At 70.3% G+C, this 24,161-nt stretch carries 24 protein-coding genes; 16 read left to right on the top strand and 8 right to left on the bottom strand.

The window, feature by feature from the left end:
• Positions 1-15 precede the first annotated feature (15 nt).
• Complete coding sequence (locus tag K9D12_RS07940) at positions 16-1,386, bottom strand: NAD-dependent succinate-semialdehyde dehydrogenase (protein ID WP_223059891.1); 1,371 nt, start codon at positions 1,384-1,386, stop codon at positions 16-18.
• A 173-nt stretch (positions 1,387-1,559) separates the two neighbouring features.
• Entirely contained in the window at positions 1,560-2,882 is a 1,323-nt protein-coding gene (locus K9D12_RS07935) for a cation:proton antiporter (protein WP_223059890.1), read from the bottom strand.
• A gap of 120 nt (positions 2,883-3,002) precedes the next feature.
• On the opposite strand from K9D12_RS07935, the gene cydD reads away from it, so the two are divergent.
• Both cydD and cydC read left to right on the top strand, forming a co-directional pair.
• On the top strand, positions 3,003-4,598 hold the full coding sequence (gene cydD / locus K9D12_RS07930) for a thiol reductant ABC exporter subunit CydD (RefSeq protein ID WP_223059889.1): 1,596 nt from the start codon (positions 3,003-3,005) through the stop codon (positions 4,596-4,598).
• A complete protein-coding gene (gene cydC / locus K9D12_RS07925; RefSeq protein ID WP_047310653.1) occupies positions 4,595-6,286 on the top strand; it encodes a thiol reductant ABC exporter subunit CydC in 1,692 nt (563 codons plus the stop codon). Before cydD ends, cydC begins: the two co-directional genes overlap by 4 nt.
• A 91-nt stretch (positions 6,287-6,377) precedes the next feature.
• Here cydC and K9D12_RS07920 read toward each other — a convergent pair whose 3' ends face one another.
• Both K9D12_RS07920 and K9D12_RS07915 read right to left on the bottom strand, forming a co-directional pair.
• Positions 6,378-6,779: a DivIVA domain-containing protein gene (locus K9D12_RS07920; RefSeq protein WP_052946812.1), complete on the bottom strand. Its 402-nt coding sequence runs from the start codon at positions 6,777-6,779 to the stop codon at positions 6,378-6,380.
• 1 nt (position 6,780) lies between these two features.
• A complete protein-coding gene (locus K9D12_RS07915) occupies positions 6,781-9,498 on the bottom strand; it encodes a DivIVA domain-containing protein (RefSeq protein ID WP_223059888.1) in 2,718 nt (905 codons plus the stop codon).
• A gap of 232 nt (positions 9,499-9,730) precedes the next feature.
• Between K9D12_RS07915 and K9D12_RS07910 the strand changes: the two genes are divergently transcribed.
• Together K9D12_RS07910 and K9D12_RS07905 are read left to right on the top strand one after the other, a co-directional pair.
• Positions 9,731-10,342: a TetR/AcrR family transcriptional regulator gene (locus K9D12_RS07910; RefSeq protein ID WP_225911081.1), complete on the top strand. Its 612-nt coding sequence runs from the start codon at positions 9,731-9,733 to the stop codon at positions 10,340-10,342.
• Between the two features lie 46 nt (positions 10,343-10,388).
• Positions 10,389-12,842, top strand: a complete 2,454-nt coding sequence (locus K9D12_RS07905; protein WP_225911080.1) for an MMPL family transporter — start codon at positions 10,389-10,391, stop codon at positions 12,840-12,842.
• A gap of 63 nt (positions 12,843-12,905) precedes the next feature.
• On the opposite strand, the gene rpsN is transcribed toward K9D12_RS07905, so the two are convergent.
• Genes rpsN through rpmB form a run of 3 tightly spaced genes read right to left on the bottom strand, consistent with a single transcriptional unit; the run spans position 12,906 to position 13,611 of the window.
• Positions 12,906-13,205 carry a 30S ribosomal protein S14 gene (rpsN, locus tag K9D12_RS07900; protein ID WP_047310657.1) on the bottom strand — a complete coding sequence of 100 codons (300 nt, stop codon included), beginning with the start codon at positions 13,203-13,205 and terminating at the stop codon, positions 12,906-12,908.
• Positions 13,205-13,375, bottom strand: a complete 171-nt coding sequence (rpmG, locus tag K9D12_RS07895) for a 50S ribosomal protein L33 (RefSeq protein WP_047310658.1) — start codon at positions 13,373-13,375, stop codon at positions 13,205-13,207. The genes rpsN and rpmG overlap by 1 nt, the downstream gene beginning before the upstream one ends.
• Entirely contained in the window at positions 13,375-13,611 is a 237-nt protein-coding gene (rpmB, locus tag K9D12_RS07890) for a 50S ribosomal protein L28 (RefSeq protein ID WP_047310659.1), read from the bottom strand. Before rpmB ends, rpmG begins: the two co-directional genes overlap by 1 nt.
• A 66-nt stretch (positions 13,612-13,677) precedes the next feature.
• Here rpmB and K9D12_RS07885 point away from each other — a divergent pair, with 66 nt between their 5' ends.
• The 7 genes from K9D12_RS07885 to K9D12_RS07855 all read left to right on the top strand — a co-directional run bounded on the left by K9D12_RS07885 (position 13,678) and on the right by K9D12_RS07855 (position 17,935).
• Positions 13,678-13,929, top strand: coding sequence for a type B 50S ribosomal protein L31 (locus tag K9D12_RS07885; RefSeq protein WP_047310660.1), 252 nt, complete (start codon positions 13,678-13,680; stop codon positions 13,927-13,929).
• Positions 13,926-15,032, top strand: coding sequence for a GTP-binding protein (locus K9D12_RS15265; RefSeq protein ID WP_047310661.1), 1,107 nt, complete (start codon positions 13,926-13,928; stop codon positions 15,030-15,032). Before K9D12_RS07885 ends, K9D12_RS15265 begins: the two co-directional genes overlap by 4 nt.
• On the top strand, positions 15,032-15,232 hold the full coding sequence (gene rpmF / locus K9D12_RS07875; RefSeq protein ID WP_047310662.1) for a 50S ribosomal protein L32: 201 nt from the start codon (positions 15,032-15,034) through the stop codon (positions 15,230-15,232). Before K9D12_RS15265 ends, rpmF begins: the two co-directional genes overlap by 1 nt.
• Positions 15,229-15,351: a type B 50S ribosomal protein L36 gene (ykgO, locus tag K9D12_RS07870; protein ID WP_047310663.1), complete on the top strand. Its 123-nt coding sequence runs from the start codon at positions 15,229-15,231 to the stop codon at positions 15,349-15,351. Before rpmF ends, ykgO begins: the two co-directional genes overlap by 4 nt.
• Positions 15,352-15,501: 150 nt before the next feature.
• Complete coding sequence (gene bioB, locus K9D12_RS07865) at positions 15,502-16,539, top strand: biotin synthase BioB (RefSeq protein WP_118912969.1); 1,038 nt, start codon at positions 15,502-15,504, stop codon at positions 16,537-16,539.
• Positions 16,540-16,624: 85 nt separating this feature from the next.
• Entirely contained in the window at positions 16,625-16,858 is a 234-nt protein-coding gene (locus K9D12_RS07860) for a hypothetical protein (RefSeq protein ID WP_047310665.1), read from the top strand.
• A gap of 177 nt (positions 16,859-17,035) precedes the next feature.
• Positions 17,036-17,935, top strand: coding sequence for a type IV toxin-antitoxin system AbiEi family antitoxin domain-containing protein (locus K9D12_RS07855; protein WP_129666240.1), 900 nt, complete (start codon positions 17,036-17,038; stop codon positions 17,933-17,935).
• Between the two features lie 62 nt (positions 17,936-17,997).
• On the opposite strand, the gene K9D12_RS07850 is transcribed toward K9D12_RS07855, so the two are convergent.
• The gene (locus K9D12_RS07850; RefSeq protein WP_047310667.1) at positions 17,998-18,372 is read right to left on the bottom strand and encodes a hypothetical protein; all 375 of its coding nucleotides are present in this window, start codon (positions 18,370-18,372) and stop codon (positions 17,998-18,000) included.
• A 311-nt stretch (positions 18,373-18,683) separates the two neighbouring features.
• Between K9D12_RS07850 and K9D12_RS07845 the strand changes: the two genes are divergently transcribed.
• Genes K9D12_RS07845 through galK form a run of 5 tightly spaced genes read left to right on the top strand, consistent with a single transcriptional unit; the run spans position 18,684 to position 24,160 of the window.
• Positions 18,684-20,024, top strand: coding sequence for an adenosylmethionine--8-amino-7-oxononanoate transaminase (locus K9D12_RS07845; RefSeq protein ID WP_223059885.1), 1,341 nt, complete (start codon positions 18,684-18,686; stop codon positions 20,022-20,024).
• On the top strand, positions 20,021-21,169 hold the full coding sequence (locus K9D12_RS07840; RefSeq protein ID WP_370633480.1) for an aminotransferase class I/II-fold pyridoxal phosphate-dependent enzyme: 1,149 nt from the start codon (positions 20,021-20,023) through the stop codon (positions 21,167-21,169). The genes K9D12_RS07845 and K9D12_RS07840 overlap by 4 nt, the downstream gene beginning before the upstream one ends.
• Positions 21,166-21,864 carry a dethiobiotin synthase gene (gene bioD, locus K9D12_RS07835; protein ID WP_047310669.1) on the top strand — a complete coding sequence of 233 codons (699 nt, stop codon included), beginning with the start codon at positions 21,166-21,168 and terminating at the stop codon, positions 21,862-21,864. Before K9D12_RS07840 ends, bioD begins: the two co-directional genes overlap by 4 nt.
• Positions 21,864-22,955 carry a galactose-1-phosphate uridylyltransferase gene (gene galT / locus K9D12_RS07830; protein ID WP_223059883.1) on the top strand — a complete coding sequence of 364 codons (1,092 nt, stop codon included), beginning with the start codon at positions 21,864-21,866 and terminating at the stop codon, positions 22,953-22,955. Before bioD ends, galT begins: the two co-directional genes overlap by 1 nt.
• A complete protein-coding gene (galK, locus tag K9D12_RS07825) occupies positions 22,952-24,160 on the top strand; it encodes a galactokinase (RefSeq protein ID WP_223059882.1) in 1,209 nt (402 codons plus the stop codon). The genes galT and galK overlap by 4 nt, the downstream gene beginning before the upstream one ends.
• Position 24,161: the final 1 nt, after the last annotated feature.

Raw genomic sequence — 24,161 nt, 5'->3', positions numbered from 1 at the left:
GTCACGACGCATCGATCACTTGGCGACGCGGACGAGCTTCGTGTTGGCGAATTCGCCGAAGCCCCAGCGTCCGAGCTCACGCCCATAACCGGAGCGGCGCACACCACCGAATGGCAGGCCGGCCTTCGTCGTGCCGTGCTCGTTGACATAGGTCATGCCCACCTCGAGGCGTCGGGCGATCTGCTCCGCCTTGTCGGTGTCCTTGCCCCAGACGGAGCCGGACAGGCCGAAGGAGGAGTCGTTGGCGAGCTCGACGGCTTCGTCGATCGAGTCGTAGGAGTAGACGACGGCGACGGGCCCGAAGATCTCCTCCTTGAAGGCGTCCATCTCACGCGTGACACCGGTGAGCACGGCGGGGGCCATCCAGGCGCCGTCCTGCTCGAGCGCCGTGCCACCCGTGCGCAGGGTCGCACCCTGCTCGACGGCGCGCTCGACCTGAGCGATCGCGTCGTCGCGAGCCTCGACCGACGAAAGCGGGCCCATGTCCGTGCCCTCGTCGTCCGGGTTGCCGACCTTTATGCCCTCGACGGTGGCGACAACGCCGTTGACGAAGTCGTCGAACATCGTCGACGGCACGAAGATGCGCTTCGGGGAGTTGCAGGCCTGCCCGGCGTTGCTCATGCGCGCGGTGGCGACGGCCTTCGCCGTCTCGGCGACGTCGACGTCGTCGAGGACGATGAGCGCGTCCGAGCCACCGAGTTCGAGGACGCTCTTCTTGAGGTTCTGCGACGCGGTCTCGGCGACGGCCTTGCCGGCGCCCTCGCTACCGGTCAGGGAGACGCCGCGCACGCGCGGGTCCTCGATGATCGACGTGATCTGCTCGTTGCTGACGAACAGGTTGATGTAGGCATCCTGCGGCACACCCGCGGCGTGGAGGATCTCCTCGATCAGTTCGGCCGTGCGCGCGCAGATCGAGGCGTGCTTGAGCAGGATCGTGTTGCCGAGCATGAGGTTCGGCGCGACGAACCGCGCGACCTGGTAGTGCGGGAAGTTCCAGGGCATGACGCCCATGAGCACACCGATCGGGTCGGTGACGACGAGCGACTTCGCGTCGTCGCCGATGTTCAGCTGCTCCTCGACGAGCAGCTCCTCACCGTGCTCGGCGTACCAGCGGAAGATCGACGACGCGAGCGCGACCTCACCCTGCGCCTGCGCGAGCGGCTTGCCCATCTCGGCGCCGATGACACGGGCGAGCTCGTCGGCGCGCTCGTCGTAGATGCCGGCGACCTTGGCGAGGACGGAGGCGCGCTCGGACGCGTCCGTCGTGCGCCACGTGCCGAACGCGGCGTCGGCGCGCTCGATGGCGCGGGTGACGTCAGCATCCGTCGCGGAGTTGTACTCCTTCTCGACGACGCCGGTGGCGGGGTTTTCGGTGCGGTAGGCCATGAGGTCTCTCCTTCAGATCGATGAGCTCTCTCATCGACCACAACACCACCGGCCCCCAGAAGCATTCCTGCACGCAGTTTTTCACCTCGAGGGGTGAAGAAACGCGCCCGCGTGTGCGGCCCTGCCAGCCCGGCGCCGGGGTGCAGCGCAGGCGCCCTCGGGGCGCAGGTGGATCAAGCGTCCGCGAGCGCCCGACGGTGGTTCGTGCGGTGACGTTCGAGCCAGTTCATCGCGGGCGTGACGGCGATGCCGTGGACGACGACACTCGCGATCATGACGACGGCGACCGTCGACCAGAGCCACTCCGCGCCGTCGAAGGACGCCTTCCCCGTCGCGTAGGCGACGTAGAAGACCGTGCCGATGCCGCGGACGCCGAAGAACGCCGTCACCCACCGCTCCTGCGACGTGAGGCCGACGGCGCGGTCGGTGTCGTCACGGCGACCTGCGAGGCTGATCCAGCCCGAAGCCGGGCGGATGAGGAAGATCAGCACGAGTGCGATGACGACGCTGCGCCAATCCGCGTGCGCAAGAAGCCCGTTCGTCGCCGACGCGCCGAGCAACAGAAGCATGAGCAGCGTGAGGATCTGCTCGAGCCGCTCGATGAAGGAGTGCATGTCCGCGTGATAGCTGTGGCCGCGCTCGCTGGCGCGGAGCACGAGACCGCAGACGAACACGGCGAGGAATCCGTAGCCGCCGGCCACCTCCGTGAGGCCGTACGCCGTCATGATGGCCGCGAGCGCCGCGAGCGGCTCCCCCGCGTCGGCGAGCCGGTACTGCTTGTGCGGCAGCCGGAAGAACAGCTTGCCGAGCACCCACCCGACGAGGGCGCCGCCGGCGGCACCGATGGCAACCTTGCCGATGAGATCCCAGCCGATCCATTTCAGGGCCCAGTGCGAGGGTGCGCCCTCCATCGTCCACGCGATCGCGGCGTAAATGAAGGGGAACGCGAGGCCGTCGTTGAGGCCGGCCTCGGAGGTGAGGGCGAAGCGCACCTCGTCGGACTCGTCGATCTCCTCGTCGCCGACACCCATCTCCTGCGTCTCGGGGCCGGCGACCTGGACGTCGGAGGCGAGCACCGGATCGGTCGGTGCAAGTGCAGCGCCGAGGAGCAGCGCCGTCGGCGCCGCAATGCCCATGCCCCACCCGAGCAGCGCCACCGCCGCGATGCACAGCGGCATCGCGACGCCGAGCAGACGCCACGTCGCTGCCCACGCGCGCCACGACGAGCCGTGACGCAGGCGCAGCGGGCGGTCGAGCGCGAGCCCGACGCCCATGAGCGCGACGAGGACGGTGGCCTCGGCGGCGTGGACGAGGAACGTGTTGTGCATGGCCGGGTCGAGCGAGAAGCCCTCCGGCAGCGGCATGAGACCGAACAGCACACCGACGCCGAGCAGCACAAGCGGTGTCGAGATCGGCACGCTGCGCACGAGCGTCGGGAGGAAGACGGCGAGCAGCAGCGCCACTCCGCCGAGCAGCCAGGTCATGTCGACAGCCACGCCGCCACCTCTCGTTGTTCGTCCGTGCCTCCCTGAGATTAAGGCGTGCCACATGACGACGGCCACCGTTCGCCCCATCCCGTGCCCGCGAACGCCGGCGGGTGCGGGACAATGAGACCCATGCGCCCGTTCGACCCCGCCCTGCTGCGCGCCGTGCCCGCCACCCGGCTGCCGGTCGCGCTGCTCGCCCTCATCGGAGGGCTCAGCGGAGCCGTCGCGATCGCCCAGGCCGTCGCCGTGGCGCACCTCGTCGTCGCCGTCGTCGAGGGCCACTCGTTCTGGACGCCCGGCCTGTGGGTCCTGGGCCTCTTCACCCTGCGCGGGGTACTCAACGCATCGACCGAGACGGTGGCCGCCCACGCCGGCGCACGCATCTCCGGGGCGCTGCGCGAGGGCGCGATGCGCCGCTGGATGACGCAGACGGCGGACGAACGCCCCGGCCCCAGCGCCATGCTCACCATGGCCACGAAGGGCGCGGCCGCCGTCGAACCGTACGTCGCGCGCTACCTTCCGGCCCTCGTGACGGCTGGCGTCGTGCCGGTGCTCGCCATCGCCGCGATGCTCGTCGTCGACTGGCCGAGCGCCCTCATCGTCATTGTCACGCTGCCGCTCCTGCCGGTCTTCGCAGCGCTCATCGGCCGCTACACCCAGCGCGCCACGGCGGAACGCTGGGTCGAGACGACGATGCTTGCCGGCCACTTCTCCGACGTCGTCGCGGGCCTTCCGACGCTCGTGGCCTACGGACGGGGCGAGCACCAGGTCGCGCAGATCCACCGCGTCGGCGAACGTCACCGCTCGGCCACGATGCGCACGCTGCGCATCGCCTTCCTCTCCTCCGCAGCGCTCGACCTGCTCGCGACGATCTCCGTCGCCATGGTCGCCGTCGCCGTCGGCCTGCGCATGGCCCACGGCGACGTCTCGCTGCTCACCGGCCTCATGGCCATCCTCATCGCGCCCGAGGCGTACTGGCCGATCCGCCGCGTCGGGCAGGAGTTCCACGCGGCGGCCGACGGCGTAGAGGCCATCGACTCGCTCCTCGCGGGCAGCGACGCCCGGCCGTGGCACGCGCCCGCCCCCGAACAGGCCGGCGGCCTCGCGCGCGCCATGCTGAGCGGCGTCTCCTACACCTACCCCGGCCAGCAGAGCCCGGCCGTCAGCGGTGTCACCTCCGTCGTGCGCGACGGCCTCACCGCCCTCACCGGCCCGAGTGGATGCGGCAAGTCGACGCTGCTCGAAGTGCTCGCCGGGGCGCGCCGCCCGACGGCGGGGCGCCTCGAGGTGCCGAGCACGCACCTCGTCTCGCAGCGTCCGTTCATCGCGCCGATGTCAGTGCGCGCCAACCTGACGCTGGGCAACGACGCGAGCGTCGACGAGATCCGCGAGGCCATGGCCGCCACCGGCTTCGACGACGTCGTCCTCGGCATGCCCGACGGCGTCAACACCTCCCTCGGCGACGAAGGGTTCGGCCTCTCCGCGGGCCAGCGCGCCCGCCTCGTCCTGACGCGCGCGTGGCTCTCCGACGCCGCCATCGTCCTGCTCGACGAGCCCACCGCTCACCTCGACCCGGCGAGTGCTGCGGACATCCGTGAGTCGATCGTCGCGCTCGCCGCGCGCAAGCCCGTCGTCGTCGTGACGCACGACGAGGAACTCGCGGCCCGCGCCGACAACCAGTGGCGTCTCACGGCCCGCCCGATCCGCGACGAGGTGACGGCATGACCTCCGAAACGCAGGAGCGACGCCCGCTGTTCAAGCCGGTGCGCGGCGTGACGCTCGCCGGGCTCATCGGTGCGCTCGCGTTCGCGTGTGGCGTTGCGCTGACGGCTACGTCGGGCTGGCTCATCGTGCGCGCCAGCGAGCGCCCCGTCGTCCTCACCCTGCTCACCGCCATCGTCGCCGTGCGTGCGTTCGGTATCGGACGCCCGGTGTTCCGCTACGTCGAGCGACTCGTCTCCCACAACGCCGCGCTGGCCGACCTCACGGATCGTCGAACCGCGGCCTACCGCCAGCTCGTGCCGCTCACCCCGGCACGCCTGGGCACGAAGCGCCGCGCCGACCTTCTCTCCGGCGTCGTGCGCGACCTGGACGACGAGGTCGACATCCAGGTGCGCGTCGTCGTCCCGCTCATCACGACGGTCGGTGCCGCGCTCGTTGCCGTCGTCACGACGTTCGTCGTCCATCCGCCCGCGGGCTTCGTCGTGCTCGGCTCGGTCGTCGCGGCGGCCCTCGTGGGCTGGATCGACCTCGCGCTCGAACGCCGCGGCCAGGCGGCGTCGCTCGCGGCGCGCGGCCAGGTCGACCGGGTGGCGCACCTCGTGGCGTCCGGAGCGAACGAGCTCGGCGCCATCCGCGCCACTGACGAGCCGATGACGTGGCTCGCGTACGCGCAGAAGAACGTCGAGAAGGCCGCGTTCGCCCAGTCGCGCGGCCGCGCCGCCGGAGTGGCTCTCGCGCTCGCCGTCACGGGAGTGGCAACCCTCGCCATGGCGTGGGTTCTCGACGGCGAGGTCGAGGCCGGAACGATCAACGGACCCTTCGCTGCGCTGCTGCTCCTCACCCCACTCGCCCTCGGCGACGTCGTCGGCCTCATCCCCGACGCCGTGGGCTCGCTCGCCCGCTCGTCCGCCGCCCGCGACCGTCTCGAAGCGCTGCTCACGCAGGAGCCGGCGGTGCGGGATTCGGGCTCGGAGGCTGCGCCGGACGAGACGGTGCCGCACCTGCGCGTGCGTGACCTGACGGCTTCGTGGGCCGGCGAGAAGACCGACCTCGGGCCTGTCACCCTCGATGTCGCACCCGGTGAGCACATCGCCGTCACCGGCCCCAACGGGTGCGGCAAGTCGACACTTCTCGCCGTCCTCGCGCGCCACCTCGACCCGACCGGCGGAACGTACGCCTGGGGCGAGCGTGACGTCCGCGACCTCCCGCTGGACGCCGTGCGCGACGGCATAGCCTTCGTCGACGACGACCCGCACCTGTTCGCCGGCTCGCTGCGCGCCAACCTCCTGCTCGCCCGCCCTGACGCGGACGACGCGGACGTGCTTCGCGCGCTCGAGCGTGCCGGCCTCGGGCCGTGGATCGCGGAACTCGGCGAGGGACTCGACACGCACCTCGGCGAATACCTCGTGAGCGCCGGACGTTCGGGGGCCGAGTCGGTGGCCACCGCCACCGAGCGCTCGATCAGCGGCGGCGAGAGGGCGCGCCTCGGCATTGCGCGGGCGCTGCTCTCCGAGCGTCCCGTCATCCTGCTCGACGAGCCCGTCGCCCACCTCGACGGACCGACCGCCGACGCCGTCGTCCGCGACCTGCTCACCGCGAGCACCGGACGCACCGTCGTCATGGTGAGCCACCACCCCATCGCGTTCGACGCGCTCGACCGCGTGATCGACCTGCCCGCCGTCACGAGCTGAGCTTCGACGGTTCCTGCGCACGAACCGCATGGCCGTACGCCACGAGCCCCACACCGCGTTGGTGTGGGGCTCGTTTGTCGTTCAGTTCGGTTCAGCCACCGAAGAGCTTGCCGAAGATGCCTTTCTTCGGCTCGCTCACGGCCGAGCGTTGCGCCGTCGAGGGCGCCTGTCGCGGGGCGGACACGACCTCAGGTGCCTGCGTCGAAACGCCCCCGCGCGATTCGTACGCGCGTAGCGTCTCGCGGGCCTTGACGAGGAAAGCATCGACGCTCGCGGCGTCGTACCCTCTGCGCCCGAAACCACGCGCCCGCGTGAACGCCACGTCGTCGATCGAACGAGACGTGACCACGCCCTGACGCGGCGCGCCCTGCTCGTAGCCGCGAAGGGTGATCACAAGGGAATCGAGGAAGTCATCGACCTCGATCTCGTCGTAACCAGCCCCGCCGCGCCCTTGCTCGAACTCGACCTTGACGACGTCGTCCGACGCCAGCACGTCAGCCCTTGAAGATGCGACGCAGCAGGCCCTTGCGCGATGTGTCGTCACGCTCCGGCAGCGGCTCGGCCTGGTCGATGGGCTGCGGACGGTCGATCGACTCCGGGCGTTTCACGTCGGACGCCCGACGGTCGTCGGCGACCGGGCTCGACGCCTCGAACGACTGCTGCTCGCGCACGTCGTCGCCACCACCGGCAACGTCGAACGAACCGTCACGACGGGCGTCGTCGGCGAACGGGTCACGGTTGCCGACGCCGGGCTGCTCGAAGCCACCCTCGCGCGGCTCACGCACGCGAGCGGTCTCCTCGTTCATCGGCGCCACACGCTGCGGGCCGTCCGTGCCGCGCCCACCGAACGTTTCGGCCCGGGCCGGCTGCTCGGGGCGCTCGAAGGAGTCCCGACCAGCGTCGTCCGCGAACGGGTCACGCTCGAAGCCACCGGTCTGCGGCGGGGCAGCCTGCGGCGCCTCGCCCCCTTCGTTCGGCTGCGTCGGCAGCGGACGCTCGGTCACAGCGCTCGGCTCGGAGAACGGGTCGAACTCCCCATCGCGACGGGCGTCCTGTGCCACGGGGGCCTCGGGCGCCACCGGGCGGTCATCGACGAGCGGCGCCTGCTCGGTCGGCAGAACGCCGGCGTCCGGCCCACGATCGAGATCGCTCGCCGGCCTGCTCGCGCTCTCGTCGTAGGCGCCGCCCGTGCTGCGACGCGGGGAGTCACCGGCCCCGTCCTCGGGCGAGGAGTATGCGCTGTACTCGGGGTGGTACTGAGCCTCCGCCTCGCGGTCCTCATCGCTCATCGAACGGCGAGCCTCACTGCGGGGCAGCGGAACTCGACGGTCGGTGGCGCGGTAGGAGACGATCTCGGGCTGCGTGGCGATCGGGCGCTCGTCGGCGACGGCGTCACCGCCGGCCACTGCGTCGCCTTCGTACGCGTTGCTGCCCTGGAAGCGCTCGTCGGCGCGGGGGCCCTCATCCTCACCCTGGAGAAGGATCGCGCCTTCGTCGGGGTCGCGGGGGGCGCGGTCGCGGCGAAGACCGTTGTCCTCGAAGGCCCAGTTGTCACCCTGCTCGGCTGCGGCGACCGGGCGGGCCTCCTCGGCACTCACCTGCTGCGGCGGCACCGGCTCGGCGAACGTCTCGCTGTGGGCTGCAGCCGGGTCGTGGTAGTCGGCGGCGTCGTGCTCACGACGCACCGGGTCGCCGGCAGAGTCACCGACGGGCTCGCCGTCGATACGCACGGCGTCGCGCTCGTCACGCGGGGCCCACTCGTTGCGCTCAACCTGCTCGCCCTGATCGCTGTGGCGGTGAGCGGCGTAACCTCCGGCGGCAGCACCGCCGGCAGCGGCTGCGACACCGGCGGGGCCGAAGCCCGAGGAACGCTCCTCGCGCTCGCCCTCGAAGCCACGCTCGTCACGCAGGTCTGCGTCACGACGCTCGTCCGCGAAGGGGTCGTTGCCCAGCTGCTCGTCACGTACGACGTCATCGCGGCGCTCGGCGTCGAAGCGCTCCTCAGGCGTGACCGCGGAGTCGTTCGCCAACGTGTCGCGCTCGGCCGGCGGCGCGTACGCGGCGTCGTGGGAGGTGTTCACGTCGGAACGGCCCTCCGAGCGCAGCTCACGGTTGCGGCCCGACTCGTCCGGGGCCATGATCGGCGCCTCGTCGACCGGGTCGGATCCGACCATGTTGACACCGCCCTGACGGCCGGCCCCTGCATGACCGGCGCGGTCGTCGCGCACGTCATCACGCGTGTCGGAAGCGAAGGCGTCGTCACGGCGCTCGTCGCGCTGACCGTGCGCAGCCGCGGCACCTCCGGCGGCGACAGCGCCGCCACCTGCCACCAGGCCCGCGTCGCGACCGTCGAAGCCACGCTCGTCTCGGCGCTCACGACCGTCGAAAGCGCGCTCATCGGCGACGTTCTCGTCGCGGCGGCCGTCGAACGCTGCGGCGTCCGAGACCTCGTCGACACGGACGCCGGGCTCACCGAAGCCACCCCGACGCTCGTCGGCGGGCTCGAAGCCGCGCTCGTCGTCGAAGCGCTCCTCACGCCGCGGCGCACCGCCGGCGACCGCGAGGGCCTCACCGTCACGCACGCCCCCGTCGTCGGCGAAGGCGCTGCGCGGCGAGTCCTGAAGCTCAGGCGCCGCAGGCTCTGCGTAGGCCTCCGGGCGACGCTCGTCGCGCAGGTCACGCTCGTCGACGAAACCGCGCTCGTCGTAGCGATCGTCGCGGACGTCGCCGCGCGGATCGACGTCCGCACGGTCCTCGCGGCGCTCGTACGCAGCAGCACCCGCGACACCGGCGCCGGCGGCACCTGCCGCAGCCACACCGTGACCGCCGTGTGCGCCGTGTCCACGCTCGTCGCGGACGACACCACGGTCGTCGGCCTCGACGTCACTGGGGAGTCCTGCGTCGACAGGCGCGGACGCCCGACGCACGCCGTCCTCGTAGGCACGGATGCGCTGGGCGACCCGGTCGAGCAGGTCGTCGACGTCGTCGAGGTCGTATCCACCGGCAGACTGCGGGCCGCGCTCGGAGAACACCACCTCGACGACGTCGTTGGCGCTCACGGCGTGCGACGGCATCTGGCCGCCGCGCTCGATGGCTTCGAGCGTGTCGGCGACGCGGTCGAGGTAGTCGTCGACACCGACCTCGTCATAGCCGACCTTGCCGGCGTCGGCGCGGTGGAACTGCGCCGTCCTGACCTCATGCGCGGTGATCATCTTCATATCCCCTCGGTTACGGATGCGCTGCGGGGGCAGCGGTTCTTGGTTGAGCCTAACCACGGGCGCACCTGGCCGATACCCCCTTGTTCGGAGTGTCGTCTCCCGGTGACGCGCCAAAGCGGCCCGAGCCCCGAGGCGGCGGCGCCACAGGTGTAGTTGCACTTCATAGCTCATTCGTGCAAAATTGCACTCGCATATTTGACAGTGCAAAGGAGTGGCCGTGGGTTTCATGTGGGATTGCAGCACTGACGACCCCCGAGCCCAGCGCGCCCACAAGCGGCTCCAGGAGATCCGCTCGGCGGCGTGCATCCTCGTCATCGAGCGCGGGTACGACGGCTTCACCATGGACGACCTCGCCGAGGCCGCCGGCGTCAGCCGCCGCACCCTGTTCAACTACGCGCCCGACAAGGCGTCGGCCGTCCTCGGCCCCGACGGCGTCGGGGACAACCCGCAGGTCGCGCTCTTCCGTGACGGCGGCCCCACCGGTGTCCTCATGCCCGACCTCATCCAGGCGCTCGACAGCGTCATGAGCGAGGTCGAGGATCCCTCCATGGCCAGCGATCAGCACGCCCTTGTCGAACGGGCCATCGCGAGCGACGGCAAGGTGGCCCACCTCGCGTTCGAGCGGTTCACGCACCTGTCCGACACCCTGGCCACCCTGATCTGCGAGCGCGAGAAGTGGGACGCGGGCGACCTGCGCGCCCGCACGATCACTGCAACCTTCCTCGCCATCGTCAAGGTCAGCCTCGAGGAGTTCTCCCTCCGCAAGGCCGACTCCGACTTCATGACCGTCTTCCACGACGTGCTCGACGCGGATGCCGCCGTCCGCTCGATGCGCTGACACCCCACAGACCCCCCTTTCACAAAGGAGTTCCCCAGTGGCAAACATGCTCTACCGCCTCGGAAGGACGGCCTACCGCAAGTGGCCGTTCTTCCTCGTGGGGTGGCTCATCGCCCTCCTCGCGCTCGGCGGATTCGCCGCCGCGAAGTCGCGGCCGATGACGTCGCAGTTCACGATTCCCGGCATCCCCTCGCTGCAGGCCGCCGAGACGCAGAAGGAACTGTTCCCGGATCAGCCCGCCGCCGACAAGCAGGTCAACGGCCAGCTCGTCATCAAGGCACCGGCCGGGCACACCCTCGCCGAACAGCCCTACAAGGGCCAGGTCGACGAACTGATCAAGAAGGTCAGCGGCGTCCAGCAGATGCCGAAGACGAAGCTCGCCAACCCCGCCGAAGCCGGCCCCGCGATGAAGCAGCAGATCGTCGCGCAGGCCACGAAGCAGGGCACGCCCAAGGCTGTCGCGGAGAAGAACGCCGAGGCGCTCTCCCCGCTGAGCAAGGACGGCCGCATCGGCACGGTGTCGTGGAACTTCGCCGTCGACAACAACATGGACATCAAGCCCGAGACGCAGCAGAGCATCCTCGACGCGGCCAAGGCCGCCGAGAAGAACGGGCTCACCATCGCGGCCGGCGGCCAGGGCATGCAGGAGATGATGCAGCCGGGCACCACCTCCGAGCTCATCGGCATCGGCATCGCGCTGCTCGTCCTCGTCCTGACCTTCGGCTCGTTCGTCGCCGCGGGCATGCCGATCCTCAACGCCGTCATGGGCCTCATGCTCGGCATGATGGGCATCACCGGCGCCACCGCGTTCTTCGACCTGCCCGAGACGACGACCGCGCTGGCCTCGATGATCGGCCTCGCCGTCGGTATCGACTACGCGCTGTTCATCCTGTCGCGCTACCGCGCGGAGCTGCGCCACGTCGACATCAAGAGCCAGGCCGACCGTGAGCACGCCATGGGCCGCGCACTCGGCACGGCCGGTTCGGCGGTCGTCTTCGCCGGCCTCACCGTCATCATCGCGCTGTCCGCGTTCGGCGTTCTCGGTATCAGCATGCTGACGGCGATGGGTCTCGGCGCGGCCGGCACCGTCACGCTCGCCGTCATCACGTCGCTGACGCTGCTGCCCGCCCTCATGGGCATGCTCAAGACGAAGGCGTTCGCCGGTCGGGTCCGCGAGGACAAGGCCGCCGACGAGTTCGACCACGACTCGACCAACGGCTCGGTGCGCCTCGCGCGCGGTATCCGCAAGGCCCCGTGGGCGGTCGCACTCGCTGTCGTCGCGCTGCTCGCCGCCCTGGCCTCGCCGGTGCAGCACCTCCACCTCGGCCTGCCGTCCGACGCGACGGCGCAGAAGGGTACGGAGGCTCGACAGAGCGCCGACCTGCTCGCCGAGGGCTGGGGCGCGGGCAAGAACGCGCCGATGATCGCCATCATCGACGGCCGTGAGATCGACGGCGGCCAGAAGGCCCAGATGGGTGCCTACGCCAAGGTCGTCGAATGGGCGGCCAAGGACGAGAACGTGGCCAACGCACAGATCGTGCAGATGGCGAAGAAGGGCGACGGCGCCGTCGTCATGGTGACGCCGAAGACGGGCCCGGCCGACAAGGCCACCGACGAGATGCTGGAGCGTCTGCGCGACCAGCAGGCCGCCACCGAGAAGGCCACGGGCACGAAGCTCGGCATCACCGGCCAGACGGCGATCGCGGCGGACGTGTCGGAGAAGCTCGCCGACGCCCTGCCGAAGTACCTCGCCATCGTCGTCGGCCTCGCGTTCCTGCTCCTCGTGCTCGTGTTCCGTTCGATCGTCGTGCCGCTGCTCGCCACGCTGGGCTTCCTGCTCTCCGTGCTCGCGACGCTCGGTTTCACGACGAAGCTCGTCACCGACGGCACGTTCGGCATCTTCGAGCCGCAGCCGATCATGAGCTTCATGCCTACGCTGCTCATCGGCATCGTGTTCGGGCTCGCGATGGACTATCAGGTGTTCCTCACGACCCGCATGCGCGAGGCCTACGTGCACGGCACGGAAGCGCGTGACGCCGTCATCGACGGTTTCCGCCACTCGGGCCGCGTCGTCGTGGCCGCTGCTCTCATCATGATCTCGGTGTTCGCCGCCTTCGCGGCACAGGACAACGCGCTCATCCGTGAGATCGGTATCGCGCTCGCGGCAGCGATCGTGTTCGACGCCTTCCTCGTGCGCATGATCCTCGTGCCCGCCGTCATGCTCATGCTCGGCGACAAGGCCTGGTGGATGCCGAAGTGGCTCGACAAGATCCTGCCGAACGTCGACGTCGAGGGCGAGAGCCTCGCCCAGCACGGCGCTCGCCCGGGGACGCCGGCCGTGGCCGGCGCAGCTGCTGTGTCGGGCTCGGCGGCCGCTGGTGGCGCCACCCCGGCGTCCACGGTGGCGAAGGTCTTCGAAGGCGAGAGCCACAGCGAGCCGAAGCACCTGGCCGATGACAACGACACGGTGCGTGACGACGGCTACAAGCCGAAGCACTGACGCATCGAAGAACTGCGGCGGGCGCGAACCTTCTCTGGGGATGGTTCGCGCCCGCCGTTCGTCTCACCAGCTCGACTTCGTGACTCCCGGTAACTGCCCGTCGTGGGACATCGCGCGAAAGCGCACGCGCGAGAGACCGAATCGCGTGAGGTGGCCGCGCGGCCGCCCGTCGACGACATCACGGTTGCGCAGCCGGGTCGGGCTGGCGTCACGTGGCAACGCAGCGAGCTCACGGACGGCGAGGGCCACCTCGTCGGGGCTGCCCGTGCGGATGCGCTCCTTGAGTTCGGCTCGCCGGTCGGCGTACCGGGCCACGATCTTTCGCCGCTCGGCGTCCTTTGCGATCTTCGACTTCTTGGCCATCAGCGGATCTCCTCGAACACGACGTGCCGGCGCACGATCGGGTCGTACTTGCGCAGTTCGAGCCGGCCGGGGGTGTTTCGACGGTTCTTCTGCGTGATGTAGCGATAGCCGGTGCCGGCGCTCGACTGGACGCTGACCTTCGGGCGTACGTCGCTCCTCTTGGAGGCCATCAGAGCTTCACTCCCCTCGCCCGCAACTCGGCGACGACGACGTCGATACCGCGCTTGTCGATGGTGCGAATGCCGCGTGGGCTGACGGTGAGGCGCACGGTGCGCCCGAGGCTCGGCACCCAGTAGCGCCTCTTCTGGACGTTGACGTCGAACCGCCTCTTGCTGCGCACGTGGCTGTGCGAGATCGAATGGCCGAAGCCCGGCACAGCGCCGCTGACCATGCATTTGCGTGACATGCTGCTCCTCGGATACAAAATGAGAACGGTTTTCATTTCTAACACGAGGAAAGAGGGGTAGCAACCGTGAAGAAGGGCATCCACCCCGCCTACGAGCGCGTGGCGTTCCGGGACTCCACCACCGGCGCCGTGTTCGTCACGCGATCGACGCTGCGCCCGAGCGAGACCATCGACATCGACGGTGACGCGGTGCCGGTCGTCAACGTCGAGGTCTCCAGCGACTCGCACCCGCTCTGGACGGGCAAGGCGCGCGTGCACGACAGCGAAGGGCGCGTGGCACAGTTCAACCGCCGTTACGGACGAGGACGCACGGCGTGAGCGGGCAGGGGAACAGCGCAACGCCCACCGTCGTCATCACCAGCGTCGAACAGAGCGCAGCCGACACCACGGCCATGAGTTTGCTGTTCGACCTGCCGAAGCCTGTCGTCGTCACGCACTCGTTCGGGGCTGACCGGACGAGCCTCGTGCGCACGGTGAGCGACGTGACCGGCCTGCTGGATCGCACGACGATCGACCTCGAACACGCCTGCGTGCCGTGCGCGATCCGCGAGGACGTGCTGCCGACGATTGCCGGCCTCGCGAGCAGCGGCCACTGGTCGAGCATCATCGCGAGACTGCCGATCGGAGCTGAGGCGACGCAGCTGTGCCGGGTTGCCTCCTATGAGCCGAACACGCTCGGCGGAGCACGGATCGCAGCCGTCGTGAACGCGGTCGACGGATGTGACGCCGTCCGACACCTCACCGGGCCCGAGCTGCTGGTCGAACGGGAGTTGCCCACGTTCGAAGGTGACGTGCGCGGCACCGCCGAGGTGGCGACGACCCTGCTCGAGTACGCGGATGTCATCGCCGTCGACGGCGAACTCATGCCCGAATGCTCGACGCTCGTCCGCACGCTGGCGCGCCCGGGCGCGCAGGTGGTCGAGAACTGGTCGCAGTGGGACGCGACAGCGCTTCTGCCCGGCGTGCACGACGTCGAAGCCATCGAGAAGTGGGTCGCCGAGACGCCACCCGCCCAGATCGGGGACTCGTGCGAGGACGGTGTGTGGCGCGTGCGGCTTCGCTCCGAACGTGCCGTACACCCCGAGCGCATCCAGGAGAACGTTCCGGAACTCGGCGGCGGCGCGTTCCGGACGCGCGGCTGCTTCTGGGTGCCGACCCGGCCGGAGACGCTGTGCGTGTGGGACGGCGCAGCGGGTCAGCTCAACATCGGCACGGCGGGGCGCTGGCGCCGTCCGGCCGCGCGGCGCACGGACTTCGTCGTCACCGGGCTCCTCGCGCACGGCGACCCTCGCGACGAATTGCGTCGAGCCTTCGAAGCGGCCCTGTGCACACCCGCCGAACTCGACACGCTCGCAACCGTGTGGAGCACCGACGAAGACGGACTCGAGCCCTGGCTCGGCGACATGAAGGAGTACCACTGATGGCCGTTCCGAAACGAAAAGTCTCACGCGCCAACACCCGCTCGCGACGAGCGAACTGGAAGGCGGTGCTCGCGGCGCGCGTCCCCGTCGCCGTGGACGGGACGTTCTACCGGGTTCCGCGGCGTCTCGCCCGGGCCGTCGAACGAGGGCTCATCGACCCGCCCACAGAATCACGCATCGACGACGGAGGACGACGATGAAGGTGCGCAAGTCCCTGCGCTCACTCAAGGACCAGCCCGGCTCGCAGGTTGTTCGCCGCCGCGGCAAGACCTACGTCATCAACAAACAGAACCCGCGCATCAAGGCTCGTCAGGGCTGAGTCGGCCACGTCGACGCTGGGCGGTGCACGCACGTGATCGGTGTGTGCGTCGCCCAGCGCGCACGGCGCCGAGGTCTGCGTGGCCGAGCCCGGGCAATCGGGCTGCGAGTTACTCGCCCGTCTCGGTTAATCGTCGTTAATCTAGGCGGCATGACCGCGACGACTGAGGCACCCAGCACGCACACCGACGACAGCACCGATATCCTGGCGCGCGCCCGGACGCAGGTGCTCGAGAACGGGCAGCCGCTCGGCTATGACGACCTCGTCGAGGTGCTGCGCACCGGCGACGACCGACTCGAGGAGTTGCTGCAACTGGCCCACGACGTGCGCCTTCGCTACAACGGTGACGAGGTCGAGGTCGAGGGCATCGTCAGCCTCAAGACGGGCGGGTGCCCGGAGGACTGCCACTTCTGTTCCCAGTCGGGCCAGTTCACCTCGCCGGTGCGCTCGGTGTGGCTCAACATCCCGCAGCTGGTGCGCGCCGCGAAGCAGACGCGCGAGACGGGCGCGTCGGAGTTCTGCATCGTCGCCGCCGTGCGCGGGCCCGACGAGAAGCTCATGACGCAGATGCGTGAGGCCGTGAAGGCCATCCACGCCGAGGTCGACATCCAGGTCGCGGCGTCGCTCGGCATGCTCACCCAGGAGCAGGTCGACGACCTGCGCGACATGGGCGTGCACCGCTACAACCACAACCTCGAAGCGGCGAAGTCGTACTTTCCCGACGTCGTCACGACGCACTCGTACGAGGAGCGTTTCGAGACGTGCCAGATGATCCGCGAGTCGGGCATGGAGCTGTGCTGCGGTGGGCTCGTCGGCATGGGCGAGACGCTTGAGCAGCGCGCCGAACTCGCGTCGCAGCTGGCTGAGCTCGACCCGCACGAGGTGCCGCTCAACTTCCTCAACCCGCGCCCGGGAACGCCGTTCGAGAACATCGAGCCGATGGAGTCGAACGACGCCCTGCGCACCATCGCCGCGTTCCGCCTCGCGCTGCCGCGCACCATCCTGCGCTACGCGGGCGGCCGTGAGCTCACGCTCGGCGACCTCGGCACGCGCGACGGCCTCATGGGTGGCATCAACGCCGTCATCGTGGGCAACTACCTCACGACGCTCGGGCGCGACCCGAAGGAAGACCTGTCACTCCTGTCGGACCTCAACATGCCGATCAAGGCGCTCAACGCCACGCTCTGAGCGCCGCCCCGCACCGACTCTTCGTCCGCTCCCGATCGCCTCGCGTTCGGGAGCGGACGTCTCACCCTCCGAGGAGACCTTCCTGATGAGCGCTAAGAGCGACACGGGCGTCGCGGACGTCACCGCGACGTACTGCACCCGGTGCGGCAAGCTGCCCGACGAGGCCGACCACACCGCCTGCGCGCGCTGGCTCGCCGCCGAGGAACCGCCCCGCTTCTGCGCCCAGTGCGCCCGCCGGATGAAGGTGCAGGTCGTCCCGACGGGGTGGTCGGCCGAGTGCTCCCGCCACGGCGCATTGAGCGGCGGCGCAGGAGTCTGACCCGCTGGGGCGGGGGCTAGCTGGTGACGTTTGCTGCGGTTGGCTGCGTTGCAACGTCACCAAGCGCAGCAAACGTCACCAACCAGCGTGTCCACAGCAGTGACGGCCGAGGCTTCTGTCCACAGGCCCCGTCCGAGGCTTCTTGTCACCCCGGCCCAGGCTCCTGATGCTGGCTCCATGAGCACCCATCAACCGCCCGTGCGGAGCGTGACGACGGCGCAACTGACGCGCGCAGGTCTCACCTCACGTCAGATCGATGCCTTCGTTCGCTCGGGCAAGCTCGAGCGAATCGGCCGAGGTGTCTACGTCGAAAGCCTCGACGTAGACGCGGCAAGCCCGGAGTCACGGGTACGGGAGCATCTCGTCCGAGCTGTCGCCCTGTGCCGATCCTCCTCCGGGGCTTACCTCGTGGGACCGAGCGCGTGCCTTGCGCTCGGACTTCCCCTCCTCGTTCTTCCCCGCGACGCTCACATCGCGCGCGCCTCGTCCCGTGTCCAAACCCGCAGGCTCGGGCTGCGCGCACACCGCCCGTGGTCGCATGACATCCGAACACTCGACGACCTCGGGGTGGACGTGCAGTGCCCCGAGGCGGCCATCGTCGAACTGGCAGCGCGCGAGGGTGCGCTCCACGGACTCGTGCCTGCCGATGTCGCGGCCCGGCACGAGGACGTGCGGTTCGAACGTGTCCTGGCTTCCTGGGGCAAGCGCCACGGCATCGCCCAGGCCCGGCTCGTCGCCGAACTCGCCGACGGCCGTCGCGAATCGCCCTTGGAAACGCAAACCGCGTGGCAGGCGCACGGGGAAGGGATCCGTCTTGAGCCGCAGACCGTCATCCGCGACAGGGCGGGCGAGTGGGTGGCCACGGTCGACTTCACCGTTGCGGGATACAAGGTCGTCGTCGAGGTCGACGGTTTGGGCAAGTACCGACGCCCGGACGACCTGAAGAAGGAACGGGTGCGTCACAACCAGATCGAGGAGCTCGGGTGGCTCGTTGTCCGTGTCATCGCAGACGACCTGCGGTGCGGTCGGTTCGTGCCGCGCCTTCACGCGGCAATGGCGCGCGCCGAGCGCCGCTAGCTGGTGACGTTTGCGGCGCTTGGCTGCGTTGCAACGTCACCAACCGCAGAAAACGTCACCAGTTAAGCGTCGGTTGGGGCTGGGGCTGCTGCCGCATTCGCTTTCCGAATGCAGACCATTACGGCCAGGACGAGGGCCACCACGGCGAGGAGGTGCACGGCGAGGGCCGCGATGTCGCTGACGAAGCTCAGCAGGAGCACGAGGGCCGCGAGTACCGCGAGGATGACGGCGTAGCGGCGCAGGAACGGGGCTGCAGCGCGGTTGCCGACGAGAAGGGCTTCCGGCGAACGACGGGTCGTCGCCGTCCGGATCGACACGCGGCCACCGAACGGGAGGCGTCCGTCGTCGGCACCGCGCGCCACCCACGTCATGACACCGGCAATGACGAGAAGCGCGACAGCACCGACCATGGCGGCCACCGAGAGGTCCGAAAGCATGCGCCCCAGGGTAGCGAGGAACACCGGCTCCAGAGGCACCGGCTGAGAACCCGGACGGCGCGCCCGCGGGCAGCCTGCCACCCTGCCGGCGCAATCGTGCCCCGCGGAGTCAACGGCGCACCGCCAGCGCCGACAAGCGACGAAGCGCGGCCTCACCATCCCCGGGATCCAGACGACCCTGCGCGCCAAGAGCGGCCACCGCGACTGGAGCGACCCCGCCTTCCGCCTCCACTCGCCGACGCGCAGAGTCGGGTCGAGTCGATCGATGCCACAGGTGCCACACCCCTTCCCCAGGTGAAAGGATGAGGGCCATGCCCACCCCCGACGTCGCACGGCTGCTCGCCTCGGATCGTGACCACCTGTGGCACCCCTACTCGAGCGCCACGAACCCTGCGACGACGCGGTTCGTCGAGTCCGCGCACGGGCCGCGCCTCACCCTGCGTGACGACGACGGCGCATCGCGCGAGGTGCTCGACGCCATGAGCTCTTGGTGGTGCGCCATCCACGGCTACAACGTGCCCGAGCTCAATGCCGCCGCCGAGGCGCAGCTGCAGCGGATGAGTCACGTCATGTTCGGCGGCCTGACGCACGAACCCGCCGTCCGCCTCGGTGAGAAGCTCGTCGAGATCGCGCCCGCACCAGAGGCCGACCGACCGAAGCTGACGCGCGCGTTCCTCGCCGACTCCGGCTCCGTCAGCGTCGAGGTGGCCCTCAAGATGGCCCTCCAGGTCTTCGCCGCCGACGACCGTCCGCGACGCACCGTCCTCACGATCCGCGGCGGTTACCACGGCGACACCCTGCACCCCATGAGCGTCTGCGACCCCGACGGCGGCATGCACTCCCTCTGGCGCGGCACGCTGCCGCAACAGCTCTTCGCCCCGCTCCCACCTGCAGGCCTTGAAGCCGACCCTGACGAACTCGAGGCATGGAAGCGCGAAACCGCTTCCCTCTACAGGGAACACGCCGACGAGATCGCGGCCGTCATCGTCGAGCCACTCCTCCAGGGCGCCGGCGGCATGCGCATCTACGACCCCGAATGCGTGCGATTCCTCACCACCCTCGCCCGCGAGCACGGCGCGCTCGTCATCTTCGACGAGATCGCCACCGGCTTCGGGCGCACCGGCACCTACTGGGCTGCCGACCGTATCGGTATCACGCCCGACATCCTCTGCCTCGGCAAGGCCCTCACCGGCGGCTACCTCACGATGGCGGCCGTGCTCTGCACCGACGAACTCGCCCGCACCATCAGCGAGCGCACCGGCGCGATGATGCACGGCCCCACCTTCATGGGCAACCCGCTCTCGTGCGCCGTCGCGCTCGCCAGCATCGACCTCCTCGACACCGAACGTCTCACCCGCGCAGCCGGATTCGCCGACACACTCGACACTCACCTCGCTCCCCTGCGCGAACTCCCCCACGTCGCGGATGTTCGCACGCTGGGTGCGGTCGGCGTCGTCGAGCTGACCCACGACGTCGACGTCGACGCGGCCACGGCAGCCGCCCTCGACGCGGGCGCATGGATCCGCCCCTTCCGCCGCCTCATCTACACGATGCCGCCGTTCGTCTGCACCGACGACGACCTGGGCACGATCTGCGAGGCTGTCACCGCCGCGGTCCACGCATGCGCCCCGGCGAGCGAGCAGGCGCCGTGAACCAGTACCTCGACGCCCTCGACGCCGCCGCGAAACGGCGCACCGAGCGCGACCTCACCCGCACGGCCGAGGCCGACCAGCTCGACGGTGTCCGCATCGATCTCGCGGGCAACGACTACCTCGGCCTGCGGCGCCACCCCGCGGTGCTCGACGGCGCGCAGCGAGCCCTCGACGAAGCCGGCGGCGGCGCGGGCGCGAGCCGCCTCATCACCGGAACGCACGCCGTCCACACGACGCTCGAAGCCGAGCTCGCCGCGCACATGGGGCACGAATCCGCGCTCGTGTTCTCCACCGGGTACCACGCGAACCTCTCCGCCATGACGGTGCTCGGCACCGCCGACACCCTCGTCATCAGCGACGCTCACAACCACGCGAGCCTCATCGACGGCATGCGCCTGGCCAAAGCTCGCGTCGCCGTCACACCGCACCTCGACGTCGACGCCGTGCGTCGCGCCCTCGCCGAACGCACCGAGCCGCGCGCCGTCATCGTCGTCGAGTCGATCTTCTCCGTGCTCGGCGACGCCGCCGACCTGCCCGCGCTCCTCGCGCTCGCCGTCGAGCACGACGCGCTGCTCGTCGTCGACGAGGCGCACGGCCTCGGTGTCGCGGGTAAGGGCGGCGAGGGGCTCGTCAGGGCTGGCGGCCTCCTCGACGGCGAGGGCGCCGACCGCGTCGTCGTCACGGTCACCCTGTCGAAGTCGCTTGCGAGTCAGGGCGGCGCGGTTCTCGGGCCGCGATCGCTGCGGGAACACCTGCTCAACACGGCACGCCCGTTCATCTTCGACACGGGCCTCGCGCCCGCGTCCGCTGGGGCCGCGCTCGGAGCCCTTCGTCATCTCGTCGCGCATCCCGAGCTCCCTGGTCGAACTCTCGCTGCAGCAGCCGCCATCGCCGACGCCCTCGGCGTCGAGCCGTCGGCCGGGGCCGTGCTGTCCAAGCCCATGCCGTCACCCGCCGAAGCACTGGCCGCCGTCGACGCGGCCCGCGCGCAGGGTCTGCGCATCGGGTGCTTCCGCCCGCCGAGCACGCCGGACGGCATCAGCCGCCTGCGCGTCACCGCCACGGCGGGACTCACGGATGCGGAACTCGACGACGCCAGGCGTATCCTCGGCGCCGTCGCCAGCACGTTCGAAGGAGCACGATGAGCGCCCCCGTCATCCTCGTCACCGGCACCGACACAGAGGTCGGCAAGACGGTGACGACGGCCGCCGTCGCCGCGGCACTTGCCGCGCAGGGCATGCGGATCGCCGTCGTCAAACCTGTCCAGACGGGCCTGGCCCCGGGTGAGCCGGGTGACGTCGACGAGGTCGCCCGCCTGGCCGGCACCGAGGGCGTGACGACACACGAGTTCACCCGCCTGCCCGACCCCCTCGCGCCCGACGCCGCCGCGCGCCTCGCCGGCACGAGCATCCCGACCGTCGCGGAGCACGCCGAGCGCGTCCTCGAGATCGCCGACCGCGACGACGTCGACACCGTCATCGTCGAGGGCGCGGGCGGCCTGCTCGTCCACCTCGACGGCGGGGGCGCCACCCTGGCCGACCTCGCTGTTCACCTGCGCGACAAGGGCGTTCGCGCGGGCTTCGTGCTCGTCGTCGCGCCCCGTCTCGGCACGCTCAACGTCACGGCCCTCACCGCCGAGGCGCTGCGCCACCGGGGCCTCGACCTCATCGGCTACGTCGTCGGCAGCTACCCCGACGAGCCCGGCCTCGCCGAGCGCACGAACCTCGACGACCTGCCGAACGCCGCCGGCGCGCAGCCGCTCGGGCGCCTGCCGGAACGTGCGGCCCAACTCGACCCGAACACCTTCCGAAACAACGCAAGCAAGTGGGTGCACCTGTGATGTTCCGAACCGACGGCCGTCTCGCCGATGGCCGCACGATCCGCTGGTACGACCGCGAGGAGGGCCGCGAAGCCGTGCCCGACCGGCGCGATCTGCCCGAGACGACGCCCATGTCGCAATTGCGCTACGACGTCCTCACCGACGAGTACATCGTGCTCGCCGCGCACCGTCAGAACCGCACCTTCATGCCGCCGGCGAACGAGTGCCCGCTGTGTCCGAGCCGCCCGGACTACGCGAGCGAAGTGCCCTCGGAGGACTACGAGGTCGCTGTCTTCGACAACCGTTTCCCGGCGCTCTCGGACGCCGTCACGGGCGTCGAGGAGATCGACGACCCGCTGTTCGCCTCGGCGCCCGCGTACGGCGCGTGCGAGGTGGTCTGCTTCAGCTCGAACCACAACGCCTCGTTCAAGGACCTGTCGCTCGAGCAGGCCCGCCTCGTCGTCGACACGTGGGCCGACCGGACGCGCGAACTCTCCGCGCGCGAGAGCGTCGAGTACGTCTACCCGTTCGAGAACCGCGGCGCCGAGATCGGCGTCACCCTGCCGCACCCACACGGCCAGATCTACGCCTACGACATGGTTCCGCCGCGGGCGCGCAAGGAACTCGACGCCGCCCGTCGCCACCACTCGCGCACCGGCCGCAACCTTTTCGGCGACATTCTGAGCCGCGAGCTGGCGGAGGGGTCGCGCATCGTCGCACAGAACGCGACGTGGGTGGCGTTCGTGCCGTTCGCGGCGCGCTGGCCCGTCGAGGTGCACCTCTACCCGCGCCGTCAGACGCCCGACCTCGCGGCCCTCGACGAGGCGCAGCGCGACGGCCTCGCGGAGCTCTACCGCGACGTCCTCGGCCGTTTCGACGCGATGTACGACGCCCCGCTGCCCTACATCTCGGCGTGGCAGCAAGCTCCTGCGAAGGGTGACCACCCGGACCGTCGCCTCGCGTGTCTGCACGTCGAGCTGTTCTCGATCCGGCGCAGCGCGGACAAGCTCAAGTACCTCGCAGGTACCGAGTCCGGCCAGGGCGCGTTCAGCAACGACGTGGCGCCCGAGGCGGTGGCCGAGCGCCTGCGCGAGCTGGTAACGTCGCGATGACGCAGGAGATCACCTCGAGCGACTCGCAGAGCCGCCTGCTCGCCGAAGCGGAAGCGCTGTTCGCGTGCGAGTTCGGCGACGTCACGCCGGACGGCGCGTGGTGGGCGCCCGGGCGCGTCAACATCGTCGGCGAGCACACGGACTACAACGGCGGCTACGTCCTGCCCATCGCTCTGCCGACCGGCACCGTCGCCGTCGCGCGGCGTCGTGACGACGACCTCGTCCGGCTCGTCTCCGAGGGCAAGCGCGCCGAGGTGCGCCTGGGCGACATCTCGCGCGAGGCGTCGCTCGGCTGGGCTTCGTACGCGGCCGGCGTCGGCTGGGCGGCCGCGCGTGACGGCCTCGACGTGCCCGGCCTCGACATAGCGTTCGCGGCCGACGTGCCGCGCGGTGCCGGGCTGTCGTCGTCCGCCTCGCTGAGCTGCTCGACCGCTAGCGCCTGGAACGACTTGGCCGGATGGGGCCTCGAGCGTCCGGCCATCGCCCGCCTCGGCCGTCTCGCGGAGAACGAGATCGCCGGCGCGCCGACGGGAACGATGGACCAGATGGCCTCGGTGCTGTGTGAAGCCGGTTCCGCACTACGCCTCGACACGCTGACGAACGACACCGAGCAGGTGCCGTTCGATCTCGACTCGGCCGGGCTCGTCCTGCTCGTCGTCAACTCCCACGCGCCGCACGAGCTCGTCGACGGGGCCTACGGCGAGCGCCGTCGCTCCTGCGAGGAGGCCGCTGATCTGCTCGGCATTGAGCGAGGTCACCTGTGCAGTGAGGTCGACGGACGCGACGTCAGTGCGGTCGATGCGCGCCTCGAGGAGTTGCCCGACGTTCCGCGCCGCCGCGCGCGCCACGTCATCACCGACTCGGCGCGGGTGCTTGCCGTGCACGAGGCCCTGGGGGCCGGCGTCACGCGCGAGAGCGCCCCCGCCGTCGGCCGCGTGCTCAGCGCGTCGCACGCCAGCATGTGCGACGACTTCGAGATCACCGTCCCGGCCGTCGACACGCTCGCCGCGGCCCTTGAGGACGGCGGCGCGTACGGCGCACGGATGACGGGCGGCGGCTTCGGCGGCTGCGTCATCGCCCTCATCGATTCGGGCCGTGTCGACGACGCCGTGGAGCTTGCGAAGCAGCGTGCCGCGAAGGGTGGCTTCGCCGAGCCGGAGCCGTTCGTCGCTCTCGCGAGCGAAGGTGCCAAACGTCTGAAGTGAC

The organism is Dermacoccus sp. Tok2021, assembly GCF_019895135.1.
GTDB classification, from domain to species: Bacteria; Actinomycetota; Actinomycetes; order Actinomycetales; family Dermatophilaceae; genus Dermacoccus; species Dermacoccus abyssi.
This window is presented reverse-complemented; position numbering and strand designations above follow the sequence as displayed.